This is a genomic window from Sphingomonas sp. NIC1, from assembly GCF_001638925.1.
GTDB lineage: Bacteria > Pseudomonadota > Alphaproteobacteria > Sphingomonadales > Sphingomonadaceae > Sphingomonas > Sphingomonas aquatilis.
In genome coordinates this window covers 272,397-287,902 of the sequence record NZ_CP015521.1, presented here as the reverse complement: position 1 = coordinate 287,902, position 15,506 = coordinate 272,397, and the positions used below count along the sequence as shown (strand labels likewise).

Here is a 15,506-nt window from a genome sequence, read left to right as displayed (position 1 = left end):
CGGCAACGCCGCCCCGGACACCTGTATCTACAGCCTCCTGTCCGGGATTGACGGTCATGTCGCAGCGGCACGCTTTCGCCACCCTTCTTCTTCTTTCCACCACGTTGGTGGCGCCGGCCGCGCTGGCGCAGACCAATGGCGCCGGCGCCCCGGCGCAGACCTCGACGCCCGCGACCGCCAGCCCGAGCGGCGCGGCCGACCCGCAGAGCGCGGCGCCGACCTCGACCGATCAGCAGGAGGCGCCCGTCGAGGTGTCCGCACCCGGGATGAACGGGGATGGCGCGGATATCGTCGTCGTCGGCCGCAACATCCCCAACGTCGTCCGCGGGACGCCGCAGATCGTCTCGGTCCTGTCGACCGCGGATATCGCGCGCACGGGCGAAGGCGACATCGCCGGCGCGCTGACCCGTGTCACTGGCCTGTCGGTCGTCGGCGGCGGTTTCGTCTACGTGCGCGGCTTGGGCGATCGCTATTCGTCGTCGCTGCTCAACGGATCGCCGCTGCCCTCGCCGGAGCCGCTGCGCCGGTCGGTGCCGCTCGACATCTTCCCGACGACGATCGTCGGATCGGCGCTGGTCCAGAAGACCTATTCGGTGAACTATCCGGGCGAATTCGGCGGCGGCGTCATCAACCTGACGACCAAGGCAATCCCGGACAAGAATTTCGTTCAGGTCGGCGGATCGATCGCGGCCGACGATTCGACGACCAGCGAACTGGGCTACACCTATTACGGCGGTGGCGCGGACTGGATCGGCTATGACGATGGCACCCGCAAGGTGCCCGCGTTCATCCGCAACGCTCCGAACGGCAGCGGCATCATCCCGGCGGCGCAGGTCGCGCAGCTGTCCAACGCCTCGACGACGTTGCTCCAGCGCAACAATCAGCTGCCGGCGAACTGGTCGGGCGAGATCAGCGGCGGGTCGGTCTACGACATCGGGTCGTCGCGCCTTGGCGTGATCGCCTCGCTCAGCGCCAGCAACACCTTCCGCACGCGATCGGCGGTGCAGCAGGACAGCGTGTCGGCGGACGGCACATTGCGCAACGACTTCCGCACGCTGCTGACCGACAATCGCATCGTCGCCAACGCGCTGATCGGGCTGGGCCTCGAATTCGGCGAGAATACGCTGCGGTGGACCAACGTCTACATTCACGACACGTTGAAGCAGGCGCGCGGGTCCGCCGCGGAGCTGTACAACAACGCCAGCGGCCTGCGCTTCCAGCAGAACACCAACTGGTTCGAACGCCAGCTGATCGAGACGCAGCTGGTCGGCGAGTTCAAGATCACCGACGCGTTGAAGGTCGACGCGCGCGGCGCCTACGCCAATTCGAAGCGCAACGCGCCCTATGAGCGGCAGTTCGACTATCTGTGCTCGGCGACGACGACCAACGGCTATCCGATCACCAGCGACGGGATCCAGCAGGCTGGCGGTTTCCAGTGCAACGGAGCCTATCAGGTGACGCAGCGCTTCACGCCCTTCGCCTCGATCATCTTCAGCGAGCTGAATGAGGATCTGTGGACCGGTCAGGCGGACGCATCGTACAAGATCGATGCCGATCGGCCGATCACGCTGTCGGCGGGCTATTTCTATCAGGACACCAAACGTCGGTCGTCACGGCTCGTCTTCAACTATCAGACGTCGCGGGGCGGCGGCACCGCGCCGGGCTATCCCTATAATCTGCTGCGGCCGGATTATCTGCTCAGCCCCGACGTGCTCAACAACGCGTGTCCGCTCGATGGCACTGGCGCCTGCACGATCCAGCTGCAATTCAACACGCAGGCGGGCGCCTATCGCTACGATGCGAAGCTCAACGTGCATGCAGGCTATGTCCAGGCCGAGGCGGAGGCGTTCGACGGCCTGCGCGCGGTGATCGGCGTGCGCTACGAAAAGGGCGACGAGCGGGTCACGCCGTTCGGCGTCACGACGGGCGGTACGCGGCTGCGCAACGATTACTTCCTGCCGGCATCGACGCTGACGTGGAATTTCGCGCCCGACATGCAATTGCGTGCGAGCGCCGCCAAGACGATCTCGCGCCCGCAGTTCCGCGAACTCGCACCGCAGCAGTTCCGCGATCCCGATTCGGATCGGCTGTTCTTTGGTAACCCGTTGCTGCGCGACAGCGAGCTGTACAACCTCGAGGCGCGCTACGAATGGTTCTTCAAGCGCGACCAGCGCTTCACGCTGGCGGGCTTCTACAAGCGGATCAATCGCCCGATCGAGCAGGTCGGCTTCTACACCGGCGCCGACGACCGGTTGCAGACGGGCTTCACCTATCTGCCCAAGGCCGTGCTGTATGGCGGCGAAATCGAGCTGCAGAAGTATTTCCCGCTGGGTGACCTGTTCGCCGGCAGCGATTTCTTCGCAACGCGGCGCGCCTTGCTGATCGCCAACTATACCTACACCAAGTCGAAGATCACTGCGGACGGCACCTGCGTGCCCAACCCGGCGGTCGACTTCCGCTCGACGGGGACGGGCTTGGCGGGCTGCGGCTCGAAGCTCGGGCCTGCGGGGCTGCTGTTCCGCGACGGCGCGCCGCTGACCGGCCAGTCGGACCATCTGGTCAACGTGCAGGTCGGGATCGAGGACAAGGAATCGCTGTCGCAGATCACCTTGCTGTTCAACTATGCGAGCGATCGCGTGACGAACCGCGGGCCGTCGAACCTGGGCGGCAACACCTTCCAGCCCGATATCGTCGAGCATCCCGGCATCCGCCTGGACCTGGTCGCGCGCCAGGGCGTCAAGCTGCTGGGTGGGGAGTTCGAGATCAAGGCCGAGGCACGCAACCTCACGCGGACGCGCTATAACGAGAGCCAGACCTTCGCGAGCGGCAAGGAAGTGTACATCAACCGGTACAATCTCGGCCGGGTGTTCAGCCTGGGGGTGAGCGCGACGTTCTGATCTGGGGAGGGGCGAGACGCGTCCGTCCCCACCCGTCACCCCGGACTCGTTCCGGGGTCCACTCTGCGGCGAGGGGGGAGGCTAGAGGCTCTTACCGTCCCCTTGCGGCCCAGCGGACCCCGGACCAAGTCCGGGGTGACGGCGAGGATTCGGGACAGGATCACCCCCACACCCGCTCACGATACCATTTCGTGATGACGTATTTCGTCCCCGCGCGTACCTTCATCCCCTGATGCAGTGTCGCGGGGTTGAGCGTCCCGTCGGGGCGGCGGTTGTTCCAGGCGACGAGCTTGCCGGTTTCGGGCTGGACGATCTTGTCGACTGCTTTGAACCGGGTCGCGCCGCCTGCTTCGGGCGCGTTGAGATAGACCATCAGCGTCCACGTCCGGTTGCCCGCGACCGAGCAATAGCGGACATAGTCCGCGCCATCGGGTTCGAAATAGTCGGTATGTCCCTTGAATTCCTGCCCCACCGCATAGCGTTGCCCCTGCAACGGTTCGCCGTGCGCGGGGTGGAGGCCGGTGAAGGCGGTGAAGCGCGCCTCGACCGCCTGCACCAGCGGATCGCCCGCGAACAGGTCGCCCGTCTCGCTGGTGCGGAACGCGGCGTCGCCATTGGGATCGGCGATCGTCGACGGGCGGCGGACCGCGTCGATCTGGTCGATCAACGCTGCGCAGGTGTCGGCGTCGAGGAAGTCGCGGACCAGGAACAGGTCGAGCTTCGGGCTGGGCACTTTCTGCACGCCGGGCTGCGACAGGATGCGGCGCGCGATCGCCTGGCCTTCCAGCCCATTGCCGAGCAGGGTTATATCGGTCATGGCAAGGGTCATATCACCGGCCACGACATGCCGGAAAGGGGGCGCCGAAAAGAGGCTAAGGCGCATAGCACCCCATTGACGCACAAGCGTAACATGGCATGCGTAGGCCAAGGTACGCGGGACGGGACGACATCATGCGCTTGAGATTCGACGCGCGCACGCGGCGCATCCTGCGCCGTCTGCCCGTCGTCAACGTCTACTCGCTCGCCGAGCTGGTGCTGATCGGCGGCCTCGCCATTCAGTCGGCACGATTGTTCTGGACGATCGTCACGCCGATCGCGCCGCTGGGCGATTGGCGCCCGGCGGAGGTCGCGGTGCCGGGGCGGCCCTATGACGTGCTGGCCGGCTTCGATCCGTTCTTTCGTCTGGGCACGCGCGCGCCGGCCCAGGCCACCGTCACCTCGCTGCAGCTCAACCTGTTCGGTATTCGCGTCGACGAGGCGTCGGGTCGGGGTTCGGCGATCGTCGCGGGGCCGGACAATGTGCAGAAGAGCGTCGCGGTCGGCGAAGACATCCTGCCCGGCGTCCGGCTGAAGTCGGTGTCGTTCGATCATATCACGATCGATCGCGGCGGCACGGCGGAGGACCTGTATCTGGTCCAGTCGGATGCACCGGGTGCGGGCGCGCCTGCGGCGATGCCTGCCACGCCGACCGGTGCCCCGATCGCCCCGCCCGTCACGGACGCCGCACCGGCGATCAAGGCGAGCCAGATCCGCAACGAGATCGGCTTCATCCCGCGCATCGATGGCGGTCGCATTTCCGGCCTGGTCGTTCGGCCGCAAGGGTCGGGCACGCTGTTCCGCACCGCGGGCCTGCGCGAAGGCGATGTCGTCACCGCGATCGGCGGGCGGCCGGTGAGCGGCCCGCAGGACCTCGATCGCATCGCCGCCGATTTCGCCGGCGGCGGATCGCTTCCCATCACCGTCGAACGCGGCCAGCAGACGCTCGCGCTCGCCCTTACGATCGCTCCGCAATGACCATGAAGACGTTCTACCCCGCGCTGCTGCTGTCGACCGCGGCGCTCGGCCTGCCGATCCAGGCGATGGCGCAGACGACGCTGAACGTGCGCGACGCCGATATCCGCGCATTCATCGCCGATGCCGCGCGGGTGACCGGGCGCACGTTCATCATCGATTCGCGCGTCAACGGCAAGGTGACGGTCGTCACCGACCGGCCGCTGTCGAAATCCGAATATTTTGAGACGTTCCTGTCGACGCTGCGGGCGAACGGGCTGGTCGCGGTGCCGACCGGCAATGGTGCGTTCCGTATCCAGCCGATCGACAATGCCGCGTCCCAGCCGAGCCGCATCGGCCTGGGCGGCGCGGCGCGCAACAGCTTCGTGACCGAGATCGTGCGGCTGCGATCGGTCGATGCGCAGCAGGCGATCGATACGGTACGCCCGCTGGTGAGCGCGCAAGGCTCGGTCAGCGCCAACCGCGGGTCGAACAGCCTCGTCATCGTCGACTTCGCCGACAACATCCGGCGTATCCGCGAAGTGCTGCGCCGGGTGGACAGCGACAATGCCTCGACCCGCGTCGTCGCGCTGAAGAATGCGTCCGCCAAGGAGATTGCGGCGGCGTTGCAGGGTCTCAGCGGCGGGGCGCAGGGCGGTCAGGGCGTTCCGGGCGGCGTCGGGACGAGCGTGACGGCGGTCGACAGCAGCAATTCGGTCATCATCCGCGGCGATCCCTCCAGCGTCGCGCGGCTGGTGTCGGTGGCGCAGGATCTCGACCAGAAGGCAAAGAACGGCACGGAAATCCGCGTCGTGTTCCTGGAGAATGCCGATGCGGCGCAGCTGCTGCCGGTGCTCCAGCAACTGGTCGGGCAGGCCCCCGATGCGGTGCAGGAAACGCCGCTGTCGCGCACGCAGACCGGGTTCGGCACCAACACCGGCAGCGCGGCGGCGGTGCAGCGCCCGCCGGCCGCCAGCGCCCCGGTGCAGCAGAGCAGCGGCGGCGGCGCCACCGGCCAGCCGGCGATCACCACGCAGGGCGGCCGCACCGCCGCGGTCGTCACGCGCTTCCAAGGCGCCAATGCGATCGTCATCGCCGCGCCCGCGGACATCCAGCGCCAGCTGTCCGATGTCGTCCGCCAGCTCGATACGCGGCGCGAGCAGGTGCTCATCGAGGGGATCGTCGCCGAAGTCTCCGACGCGACGGTCAACCGCCTAGGCGCGCAGTTCATCCTCGCCAATCCGTCGGGCGGGGCGTTCGCCGCCTCGACCTTCTCGAACAGCGCGCCCAATATCCTGCAGATCGCCGGCGCGATCGGCGCACGCGAGCTGGGGCGCAACACGACGACGACGATCGCCAATGGCGTGACGACGACCGTGACGACCAACAACGCGTCGGACCAGCTGACGCAGAGCGCGATCAGCTCGATCATCGGATCGTCGGGCGGCTTCGGCGGGTTCGGCGGCAAGGTCGGCGACTTCATCTTCGGCGCGATCATCAATGCGGTGAAGAGCGACACGACGTCGAACCTGTTGCAGGTCCCGCACCTCGTCACGCTCGACAATCAGGAAGCGCACAGCCTGGTCGGGCAGGAAATCCCGATCACCACCGGGCAGGCGCTGTCGAACAATTTCGACAACACCTTCCGCACCACCCAGCGCGAAAACGTCGGCATCGAGCTGACCGCGCGGCCGCAGGTCAATTCCAGCGGCACGGTGAAGCTGAACCTGCGCCTGGAGGTGAGCTCGATCGCCGGGCCCGTCTCGAACGACAATAGCGACCTCATCCTCAACAAGCGCGAGATCGAGACGGTGCTGACCGTCGACGAGGGGCAGATCGCGGTGATGGGCGGGCTGCTGAGCGACGAAGAACGGCGGACGATCGAGAAGATCCCGCTGCTCGGCGATATCCCCGTGCTGGGCAATCTGTTCAAGTCGAAGGCGAAATCGCGCAACAAGACGAACCTGATGATCTTCATCCGGCCGACGATCCTGCGATCCGCGGCGGATGCGCGGAGGATTGCCGAGCAACGCTACGGTTATCTGCGCTTGCAGCAGGGGTTGCAGTCGCCGGGCGAGGAGCCGTCGATCGACCAGCTGGTGCGCGACTATATGGGCGCCGCGCCGCCGATCCCGTCCGCGCCGGTGCCGGGGAATATCGAGGACCCGCGCGTCGCGGTGCCGGTGCAGCACAATACGACCAGGGTCATCCGGCCGAGGGACCGGTGACGGAGCTTTTCGCCTTTCCGTCATCCCGGCGAACGCCGGGATCCATGGTTGCGGTGTCTCCGGCAGTGATGCGCGCCATGAGCGTCGCGCGTCCATGGATCCCGGCGTGCGCCGGGATGACGGAGGAGGGGGCTGAGGGCTTTCCACATCCGTCATTCCCGCGGAGGCGGGAATGACGAGGGAGGGCATGGCATCGTGACGATCATCCGCCCCGGCTCCGAAATCGACGAAGCCGCCGCGCTGGCCGACCCGGACGTTGCGCCCGTCGTCGAGCCGACGCCGCCGTTGCCGCTCGATCCGCTGCCGATGCTCGCCATCCCCTATGCGTTCGCGAGGCGGTTCGGCGTCGTCGTCCAGCATACCGAGGCGGACGCGCACCTGACCGTGGCGCTGCGGACCGGCGCCGACCCGCGTGCCCTGCTGGAGGTCCGCCGCTACCTCGCCCGGCCGTTCGATGTCGTCATCGTCGAGGCGCCCGCGTTCGATCGTTTGCTCTCGGATAGCTACGCCATGGACGGGCAGGCGAATGCGCTTGCCGCGGTCGGCATGGGCGATGAACTCGACAGCCTCGCCGAAGGCCTGCCGACCGCGGAGGACCTGCTCGACACCGCCGACGATGCGCCGGCGATCCGCCTGATCAACGGCATCATCGCCGATGCCGCGCGAAACGGCGTCAGCGACATTCACATCGAGCCATACGAGACCGGGCTGATCGTCCGCATGCGCATCGACGGCGTGCTGCGCGAGACGCTGCGCATGCCGCCGCACGTCGCTCCCGTCGTCGTCAGCCGCGTCAAGGTGATGGCGCGCCTCGATATCGCCGAGCGTCGCGTGCCGCAGGACGGGCGCATGGGGCTGACCTTGGGCGGCAAGCTGCTCGACGTCCGCGTCTCGACATTGCCGAGCCGTGCGGGCGAGCGGGTGGTGCTGCGTATCCTCGATAAGGACAATGCCGGCATCGACCTCGACGCGCTCGGCATGGACGAGCGGATGTATGCGCTGCTCCGCGGGGCGCTCGCCGAGCCCAACGGGATCATCCTCGTCACCGGGCCGACCGGCTCCGGCAAGACGACCTCGCTGTACGGCGCGCTGCGGCTGCTTAACGACGGCAGCCGCAACATCCTGACGGTTGAAGACCCGGTGGAATATGCCGTCGAGGGCGTCGGGCAGACGCAGGTCAATCCGAAGGTCGGGCTGACCTTCGCCGCGGGGCTGCGCGCGATCCTGCGTCAGGATCCGGACGTGGTGATGGTCGGCGAAATCCGCGATCGCGAAACCGCGGAGATCGCGGTGCAAGCCTCGTTGACCGGGCACCTCGTGCTGTCGACCGTCCACACCAATGACGCGATCGGCGCGATTACCCGCATGCGTGACATGAAGGTGGAGCCGTTCCTGCTCGCCTCGACCCTGCGCGCGGTGATCGCGCAGCGGCTGGTGCGGCGGCTGTGCCCGACGTGTCGGCGGCCGGTGCAGGGGAGCAGCGTGGCGGGCCTGCTCGGGATCGAGCCCGAGGCGACGGTGTACGAAGCGGTGGGCTGCCCGGAATGCAACCACAGCGGCTTCAAGGGGCGGATCGGCGTGTTCGAGGCGGTGCGCGTCGACGATACGATCCGCCGCTTCATCAACGACGGCGCGGATGAGACCGCGATCGCCGCGCGTGCCTTTGCACGCAGCCCGACGCTGGCGCAGGCGGCCGAGGCGCTGGTGCGCCGCGGGCTGACGACGCCCGAGGAGGCGATCCGGGTCAGCCGGCGCGATGCGACGGACGTGGTGGATGAGGTGGAGGCGTGACGACCCTCCCCCTTCCGGGGCTGCGCCGCTCCCACCCTCTCCCGCTGGGAGAGGGAAGAGCCGCCGAAGGCGGCGAAGGGTGAGGGCGGCGCGCCATGGCTGACTTCGACTATCTCGCCATCGACACGCGCGGACAGGAGCAGCGCGGGCATGTCGCGGCGGCGGATGCGGACGCGGCGCGGGCGCAGCTCGATCGGCGCAAGCTGTTCGTCGTGCGGCTCGATCCGGGCGCGCCGCCGGTCGCGCAGAGCCGGCCGCTATTCGGCATCCGGCTGGGCGCCAAGAAGATGAGCAACAAGCAGCTGACGCTCTTCACGCGTCAGCTCGCGACCCTGAACCGCGTCTCGCCACTCGAGGAATCGCTGCGTACCATCACGCGCCAGACCGAGCAGGAGAGCGTCCGCGGGATCGTATCGCAGGTCCATGCCGGCGTGGTCGAGGGGCGGCGGCTGGCCGATTCGATGGCGCGCGCGCCCAAAAGCTTTCCGCCGCTGTACCGCGCGATGGTGGCGGCCGGCGAGAGTTCGGGCAGCCTGCCGACGATCCTCGATCGGCTGGCGGCGCTGCTCGAACGGCAGGCGGAAATCCGCGGCAAGCTGATCACCGCACTCGCCTATCCGACGATCCTGGCCGTGGTGGCGCTGGGCGTCGTGACCGCGCTGATGATGTTCGTCGTGCCGCAGGTCGTCGAACAATTCGATACCGTGGGGCAGGAGTTGCCGTTGCTGACGCGCGTCGTCATCGCCCTGTCCGACATACTGGTCGGCTATTGGTGGGTGCTGGCGCTGGTGCTCGGCCTGATCGGGGTCGGCGGCGCCTATGCGTTGCGCGATCCCGCGATTCGGCTGTCGTTCGATACCGGGCTGCTGCGCCTGCCGTTGCTCGGCCGCCTGCTGCGCGACCTGCACGCCGCGCGCATGGCGCGGACGTTGTCGACGATGGTCGCGAGTCGACTGCCGTTGCTGGAGGGGCTGACGCTGACGGCGAGCACGATCCACAACCGCCGTCTGCGCGTCGCGTCGGACGAGATCGTCGAGTCGATCCGCTCGGGCGGCAGCCTGTCGGCGGCGATGCGGCGCGCGAACGTCTTCCCGCCGCTGCTCACCTATCTCGCAGCCAGCGGCGAGGCGGCGGGGCGGCTCGACGAGATGCTGGAGCGCGCCGCCGATTATCTCGAGCGTGAGTTCGATCGCTTCACCGCGACCGCGCTGTCGCTGCTCGAACCCGCGATCATCGTGCTGATGGGCGGCATCGTCGCGACGATCGTGCTATCCATCCTGCTCCCCATCCTTCAGCTCAACACGCTGGCAGGCCAGTAAGGATCATCATGCGTAAACAGCCTCACAAGCGTCACCGTCGGGAGGAGGGCTTCACGCTCGTCGAACTGATGGTCGTCATCGTCATCATCGGCTTGCTCGCCGCGATCGTCACGTTCAACGTCCTGCCCGCGGGCGACAAGGGTAAGATCACCAAGGCGAAGGCCGACATCAGCACGATCGAAGGCGCGCTGGAAATGTATCGCCTGCAGATGAACGGCTATCCGACGACGTCGCAGGGCCTGCAGGCGCTCATCACCGCGCCGAGCGGCGTGAATGCCGCCGAATATCAGAAGGGCGGCTATATCAAGAAGCTGCCCAACGATCCCTGGGGCCGGCCGTATCTCTACGCCTCGCCCGGCCAGCATGGCGAGGCCGACGTCTGGAGCCTGGGTGCGGACGGCAAGGAAGGCGGCGAGGGCGCCAACGCCGACATCACCAGCTGGCAATAACGTGCCGCGCCGTTGCCTCTCGGATAAGGGATTGCGCCTTGCACGGCGTGGCGCCCAACAGGGCTTCACGCTGATCGAGCTGATGGTGGTCGTGACTATCATCGGGCTGGCGGCGGCCGTGGCGGTGTGGAACATGCCCGATCCGCGCGGCCGGGTGGCGGATGAGGCGGCGCGCTTCGCCGTGCGCGCGAGGGCGGCGCATGACGCGGCGATCGTCGAGGCGCGGCCTGTCAGCCTGTGGGTGACGGCGGGTGGCTATGGCTTCGACCGGCGGATCGCGGGGCAATGGGTCGCGGTGGCGGACACGCCGCTGCGGGTCGAGCGCTGGAGCGCGGGCACGGACGCCGCGATCGGCGACGCCAACGGGCGGCTGCGGATCGTCTATGATCCCACCGGCCTTGCCGACCGGCCGGCGCAGGTGACGCTGACCCGCAGCGGGGCGCGCGCGGTGATCGATATGGACGCGGACGGCAGCGTGCGGGTGGCGAGCTGATGCTCGGCCGTGTCGATCACGCAGAGGGGGGCTTCACCCTCATCGAGATCATGGTCGCGCTGGCGGTGTTCAGCCTGGCGGTGCTGGCCTTGCTGCGGCTGGAGACGGCGACGATACGCGGTGCGCGCGTGCTGGACGACAGTCTGGTGGCGGGGATCGTGGCGCGCAACGTCGCCAACGAAGCGGTCAGCGAGGCGCGACCGCCGGTGGTGGGGCGGACGAGCGGTAGCGAGGTGAATGCCGGGCGCACCTGGAATTGGGTGCGGCAGGTCGTGCCGACGGGCAATGCCAGCATCGTGCGGATCGACGTCGCGGTGAGCAATCACGCGGGGCAGGTGGTCGGGCGGACGACGGCGATCCGGCCGCCGGACGTGTCGTGATGCGCTGGCCCGGTCATCTTCGTCACCCCGGACTCGTTCCGGGGTCCACTCCGCGGCGAGGGGGATGGCTGGAGGCGCTTGCCGTCCCCGTGCGGCCCGGTGGACCCCGGACCAAGTCCGGGGTGACGGTGATGGTGGGGCGATGTCACCGTAATCAGCAGGCGGGCTTCACCCTCGTCGAAGTCCTCGTGGCCCTGCTCATCTTCGGCCTGATTGCGGCGGCAGGCGTCGCGATCCTGACGTTCAGTGTCCGCGCGCAGACCGCCACCGGCGCGCGGTTCGACGATATCGCGGCGCTCAACCGCACCGCCGCGCTGATCGCGGGCGATCTGGGTCAGGCGATCGACCGCCCCGCACGCGACGAGGCGGGCACGCCGCGCCCGGCCTTCACCGGCGAGAGCGACGGCCGGCTGGCGTTCGTGCGCGCGGGCTGGACCAATGTCGACGATGCCCCGCGCGCCAGCGCGCAGAAGGTCGCCTATCGCGTCGTCGATGGCACGCTGGAGCGCGTCGCCTATCCGATGATCGATGGCGCGGCGCCGTTGCCTGCGGTTGCGCTGCTCGGCAAGGTCGTCGGGGTCGGCGCGCGCTATCGCTACAAGGGCGCGTGGAGCGATCGCTGGGATGGCACGCAGGGTGCGCCGTTGCCGCAGGCAGCGGAGCTGACGATCCGGCGCACCGACGGCAGTGCGCTGCGGCTGATGCTGCTGGTCGGGTCGGGCTATGCCCCCGCCCAGGCGGGTGCGCACCCCGGGCCCCAGCCAAGTCCGACGGGAACGCCCGGTGCCATCTGAGCGCGAGCGCGGCGCCGCGCTGCTCACTGTCCTGCTGCTCGTCGCGATCATCGCGGTGCTGGCGGGGGCCGCGCTGGAACGGCTGCGGCTGACGACGCGGCTTGCCGGCAATGCGCTGGCGGGCGAGCAGGCGCGCGGCTTTGCGCGCGCGGCCGAGGCGCTGGCGACGTCGCGGATCACGACGATGCTGGGCGATGCGCCCGATCGCGTGACGCTCGCGGGGGGCTGGAGCGGGCGGCCGTTCGGCCTGCCGTTGCCCGGCGGCGGGCTTGCCGTCGCGAGGGTTCGCGATGGCGGCAATTGCTTCAACCTCAATGGTCTGGTCAGCCGGCTTGCGCCCAACCTCTACACCTCGTCGCAGAATTTCGCGCAAAGGTTGCAGTTTGTCCGGCTGATGCAGGCGATCGGCGTGCCCAGTCAGGCCGCCGACCATATCGCCGTCGCCACCGCCGACTGGATCGACAGCGACGGCGACCAGCAGGGCAATGGCGCCGAGGATCCCGTCTATCTCGCCCGCAGCGTGCCCTATCGCACCGCGGGCACGCTGATGGCCGATCCCAGCGAGCTGCGCGCGGTGGATGGCGTGACGCCCGGCATCTACGCGAAGCTTCGGCCCTGGATCTGTACCCTGCCCAAGGCGGAGCCGGCGACGATCAACATCAACACGCTGACCCCCGAACAGGCCCCGCTCATCGCAATGCTCTTCCCCGGCACGCTCTCCGTCGAGGCTGCGCGCGGCATGATTCTGCGCCGGCCGCCGGACGGTTTCCGCGACACCAGCTTGTTCCTGAACCTCGCCGGCAACGGCGCCGGGTTAGAGAATCGGGGCGGGCTGGGGGTGAAAACGACCTGGTTCGCGCTGGCGATCGACGTCAGTACGGGGTCCGCCCGATTGCAGGAAAGGGCGCTGATCGACGCAAGCCGTCTTCCCGCGCGGCTCGTGGCACGGCAATGGGGCGACGAATCATGACGACGCTGCTCTTCCTGCCCGCGGGCGACGCCCCCTATCGCTGGCTGCGCCTGGCCGAAGACGGCGGAATCGCCGAAGGCGAGGGGCTGCCTGCTGTCCCTGAGGAGCGCATCGTCGCGGTCGCACCCGCGCAGGACGTGACGCTGCACTGGGCGGACCTGCCCGCCCGCTCGCCCGCACAAAGCGTCGCTGCCGCACGCCTGCTGGTCGCCGAGGCGAGTGCGACGCCGATCCACGAACTCCACGTCGCGGTCGGCGACGCGGAAGAAGGGAATGGCGAGCGGCCGATCGCCGTGGTGGGCAGCGCGGTGATGGCGGCTTGGCTGGCGGACCTCGCGGCACTCGGGATCGACCCGGCCGCGATGGTGCCGGCGCCGCTGCTATTGCCGCGGCCGGAGGAGGGCTATCTCCGCGCCACGGTCGGCGGGGCGGCGCTCGTGCGCGGCCGCACCTCCGGCTTTGCCGACGAAGCGCGGCTGACCGATCTGGTCGTGGGGGATGCCCCGATCGAGACGCTGCCGCGCAGCGCGCTCGATCCGGTGATCGCCACCGCCGCGGCGGCGACGCCGCTCGACCTGCGGCAGGGGCCGTTCGCGCGCCGGCGCCGGATCGGGATCGACTGGCCGTTGGTGCGGCGCCTAGCCGTCATGGGGGCCGGCATCCTCGCGCTGACGCTGGCGATCGATCTGGTGCGGATCGGCAAATACAGTTTCGGCGCGGATGCGATCGACGCGCGGACCGAGGCGCTGGCGCGAACCGGCCTGCCGCGCGGCGAGACGGTGACCGACGTCGACCGCCAGCTCGCCGAGCGTCTGTCGGCCGTGCGCGGTCCCGGCCTGGGCTTCAGCCGGACGGTGGCCGCGGTCTATGCCGCGGTCCGCGCCACGCCGGGCACGGAGCTGACCAGCCTCGATTTCCAGTCGAACGGCGCCTTGCGCATCGGCGTCGGCGCCGCGCGCGAATCGCTGCCCACCGACCTCAAGCGCGCGCTGGAGGCGGCGGGCTTCACCGTCACCGCCGGCACGTTCCAGTCGGCCAACGGAAGGGTGACGGGCGAGATGACGGTGACGCGGCCATGAGCGGCATCCGCAGCTGGTTCGTCGGCCGATCCTTACGCGAACGTCGGCTGATCCTCGTCATGCTCGCGCTGCTGGTCGTCACCATCCTGTGGGGCGGGATCATCCTGCCCGTCCGTGACGGCCTGTCGAGCGCGCGCGAGCGGTACGCCGATGCGGTCGTACGGCTGGGCAGCACGCAGAATGCGGTCGACCTGATCCGCAGCGCCGGGCGACGCACGCCGATCGAGGGTGGTCTGGCCGACACGGTACGGCGGCGCGCCGAGGCGGCGGGCTTCGCGCTCGCCACCGTCGACGAATCGGGCGCGGGCCGGGTGCATGCGACCATCACCGCGGCCCGGCCGGCGGCGCTGGCCCGCTGGTTCGCAGGGCTGGAGGCGAGTGGCATCCTGATCGAATCGGCGGCGTGGCGCGACAATGCGGATGGCAGCGTCGGCGTCGATTTCGTCGCACGGGCGCGTGCGTCATGAGGCGGCTGAGACTCACCACCGGGCCGGCGGCGCTGTTCGGTGCGATGATGCTGGTGGCGTTGCTCGTCGTCCTCCCGATGCGGCTGGTGCTGGGCGCGGCCGGCGTCGGTGAGCAGGGTTTCAGCGCACGCAGCGTCACCGGCAGCGTGTGGGACGGTCAGCTGATCGATGCACGGTTCGGCGATCTCGCGCTGGGCACGCTGGATGCCAGCCTGTCGCCCTTCGCGCTGCTGATCGGGCGCGCGCGGGTATCGGTCGAGGATCAGGCGGGGACGGTGCATGGCGCCTTCGTGCTGGGCCGCCATCTGCGCGGGATCGAGGGGATGACCGCAACCTTCCCGACCGGCAACGCCTTCGCGCCGCTGCCCGTCACCGCGCTGACGCTGGAAGACGTCAGCATTCGCTTTGCCGACGATGTGTGCGAACAGGCCGAGGGTCGGGTGCGAGCGAGGCTGGTGGGCGAAGCAGCGGGAATCACTTTGCCGACCGAGCTGACGGGCGTCGCTCGCTGCGATGGCAACGCCTTGCTGTTGCCGCTCGCCAGTCAGGCCGGGACCGAGGCGATCGAGCTGCGGCTGACCGGCGACGGCCGTTACTCCGCCGCGCTGCGCCTCGCGCCCAGCGACGACGCCGCGGCACAGCGGCTGGCGGCGACGGGTTTCGTTGCTGGGCCGGGCGGTTACCGACTTTCGGTCGAAGGACGCTTCTGACGGCCTTGACCGCCGCTACAGTGCCCGCTAGGGGCACCCGTCTTCGCGGCGACCGTAGTTCAATTGGTTAGAGCGCCGGCTTGTGATGCCGGAAGTTGCGGGTTCAAGTCCCGTCGGTCGCCCCATTTTCCCGCTCCTTTTCAGGACCGCAGGGACTAG

General features: G+C 68.8%; 14 protein-coding genes and 1 tRNA gene. 14 read left to right on the top strand and 1 reads right to left on the bottom strand.

Features of this window, described 5'->3' with window-relative positions; all coding sequences use genetic code 11:
* The first annotated feature begins 56 nt into the window (after window positions 1-56).
* Window positions 57-2,897 (top strand): TonB-dependent receptor domain-containing protein, encoded by a 2,841-nt coding sequence (locus A7E77_RS01495; protein ID WP_063685404.1) that lies wholly within the window; start codon window positions 57-59, stop codon window positions 2,895-2,897.
* Window positions 2,898-3,057: 160 nt separating this feature from the next.
* On the opposite strand, the gene A7E77_RS01490 is transcribed toward A7E77_RS01495, so the two are convergent.
* Window positions 3,058-3,714 (bottom strand): prolyl hydroxylase family protein, encoded by a 657-nt coding sequence (locus A7E77_RS01490; RefSeq protein WP_063685402.1) that lies wholly within the window; start codon window positions 3,712-3,714, stop codon window positions 3,058-3,060.
* 134 nt (window positions 3,715-3,848) lie between these two features.
* Here A7E77_RS01490 and A7E77_RS01485 point away from each other — a divergent pair, with 134 nt between their 5' ends.
* From A7E77_RS01485 to A7E77_RS01425, 13 genes are all read left to right on the top strand, one after another.
* Complete coding sequence (locus tag A7E77_RS01485; RefSeq protein WP_063685400.1) at window positions 3,849-4,691, top strand: type II secretion system protein N; 843 nt, start codon at window positions 3,849-3,851, stop codon at window positions 4,689-4,691.
* The gene (gspD, locus tag A7E77_RS01480; protein ID WP_078462193.1) at window positions 4,688-6,895 is read left to right on the top strand and encodes a type II secretion system secretin GspD; all 2,208 of its coding nucleotides are present in this window, start codon (window positions 4,688-4,690) and stop codon (window positions 6,893-6,895) included. The genes A7E77_RS01485 and gspD overlap by 4 nt, the downstream gene beginning before the upstream one ends.
* Before the next feature lie 306 nt (window positions 6,896-7,201).
* Window positions 7,202-8,686, top strand: a complete 1,485-nt coding sequence (locus A7E77_RS01475; RefSeq protein WP_264177023.1) for a GspE/PulE family protein — start codon at window positions 7,202-7,204, stop codon at window positions 8,684-8,686.
* Between the two features lie 95 nt (window positions 8,687-8,781).
* A complete protein-coding gene (gene gspF / locus A7E77_RS01470) occupies window positions 8,782-10,005 on the top strand; it encodes a type II secretion system inner membrane protein GspF (RefSeq protein WP_063685396.1) in 1,224 nt (407 codons plus the stop codon).
* Window positions 10,006-10,013: 8 nt separating this feature from the next.
* A complete protein-coding gene (gene gspG, locus A7E77_RS01465) occupies window positions 10,014-10,454 on the top strand; it encodes a type II secretion system major pseudopilin GspG (RefSeq protein WP_078462192.1) in 441 nt (146 codons plus the stop codon).
* A 31-nt stretch (window positions 10,455-10,485) separates the two neighbouring features.
* Window positions 10,486-10,947: a GspH/FimT family pseudopilin gene (locus A7E77_RS01460; protein WP_318842601.1), complete on the top strand. Its 462-nt coding sequence runs from the start codon at window positions 10,486-10,488 to the stop codon at window positions 10,945-10,947.
* Window positions 10,947-11,327, top strand: a complete 381-nt coding sequence (gene gspI, locus A7E77_RS01455; protein ID WP_063685394.1) for a type II secretion system minor pseudopilin GspI — start codon at window positions 10,947-10,949, stop codon at window positions 11,325-11,327. Before A7E77_RS01460 ends, gspI begins: the two co-directional genes overlap by 1 nt.
* Before the next feature lie 131 nt (window positions 11,328-11,458).
* A complete protein-coding gene (gene gspJ / locus A7E77_RS01450) occupies window positions 11,459-12,121 on the top strand; it encodes a type II secretion system minor pseudopilin GspJ (protein WP_078462190.1) in 663 nt (220 codons plus the stop codon).
* On the top strand, window positions 12,111-13,091 hold the full coding sequence (gene gspK, locus A7E77_RS01445) for a type II secretion system minor pseudopilin GspK (RefSeq protein WP_063685392.1): 981 nt from the start codon (window positions 12,111-12,113) through the stop codon (window positions 13,089-13,091). The genes gspJ and gspK overlap by 11 nt, the downstream gene beginning before the upstream one ends.
* Window positions 13,088-14,170 carry a type II secretion system protein GspL gene (gene gspL / locus A7E77_RS01440; protein WP_063685390.1) on the top strand — a complete coding sequence of 361 codons (1,083 nt, stop codon included), beginning with the start codon at window positions 13,088-13,090 and terminating at the stop codon, window positions 14,168-14,170. Before gspK ends, gspL begins: the two co-directional genes overlap by 4 nt.
* Window positions 14,167-14,637 carry a type II secretion system protein GspM gene (gspM, locus tag A7E77_RS01435; protein WP_063685388.1) on the top strand — a complete coding sequence of 157 codons (471 nt, stop codon included), beginning with the start codon at window positions 14,167-14,169 and terminating at the stop codon, window positions 14,635-14,637. The genes gspL and gspM overlap by 4 nt, the downstream gene beginning before the upstream one ends.
* Complete coding sequence (gene gspN, locus A7E77_RS01430; RefSeq protein ID WP_063685386.1) at window positions 14,634-15,347, top strand: type II secretion system protein N; 714 nt, start codon at window positions 14,634-14,636, stop codon at window positions 15,345-15,347. The genes gspM and gspN overlap by 4 nt, the downstream gene beginning before the upstream one ends.
* A gap of 48 nt (window positions 15,348-15,395) precedes the next feature.
* A tRNA-His gene (locus A7E77_RS01425) sits at window positions 15,396-15,472 on the top strand.
* The last annotated feature ends 34 nt before the right edge of the window (window positions 15,473-15,506 follow it).

Coding starts and splice junctions, on each gene's coding strand:
- A7E77_RS01495 (WP_063685404.1), top strand. CDS start 57: ATGTCGCAGCGGCACGCTTTCGCCACCCTTCTTCTTCTTTCCACCACG.
- A7E77_RS01490 (WP_063685402.1), bottom strand. CDS start 3,714: ATGACCGATATAACCCTGCTCGGCAATGGGCTGGAAGGCCAGGCGATC.
- A7E77_RS01485 (WP_063685400.1), top strand. CDS start 3,849: ATGCGCTTGAGATTCGACGCGCGCACGCGGCGCATCCTGCGCCGTCTG.
- gspD (WP_078462193.1), top strand. CDS start 4,688: ATGACCATGAAGACGTTCTACCCCGCGCTGCTGCTGTCGACCGCGGCG.
- A7E77_RS01475 (WP_264177023.1), top strand. CDS start 7,202: ATGCTCGCCATCCCCTATGCGTTCGCGAGGCGGTTCGGCGTCGTCGTC.
- gspF (WP_063685396.1), top strand. CDS start 8,782: ATGGCTGACTTCGACTATCTCGCCATCGACACGCGCGGACAGGAGCAG.
- gspG (WP_078462192.1), top strand. CDS start 10,014: ATGCGTAAACAGCCTCACAAGCGTCACCGTCGGGAGGAGGGCTTCACG.
- gspI (WP_063685394.1), top strand. CDS start 10,947: ATGCTCGGCCGTGTCGATCACGCAGAGGGGGGCTTCACCCTCATCGAG.
- gspJ (WP_078462190.1), top strand. CDS start 11,459: ATGGTGGGGCGATGTCACCGTAATCAGCAGGCGGGCTTCACCCTCGTC.
- gspL (WP_063685390.1), top strand. CDS start 13,088: ATGACGACGCTGCTCTTCCTGCCCGCGGGCGACGCCCCCTATCGCTGG.
- gspM (WP_063685388.1), top strand. CDS start 14,167: ATGAGCGGCATCCGCAGCTGGTTCGTCGGCCGATCCTTACGCGAACGT.
- gspN (WP_063685386.1), top strand. CDS start 14,634: ATGAGGCGGCTGAGACTCACCACCGGGCCGGCGGCGCTGTTCGGTGCG.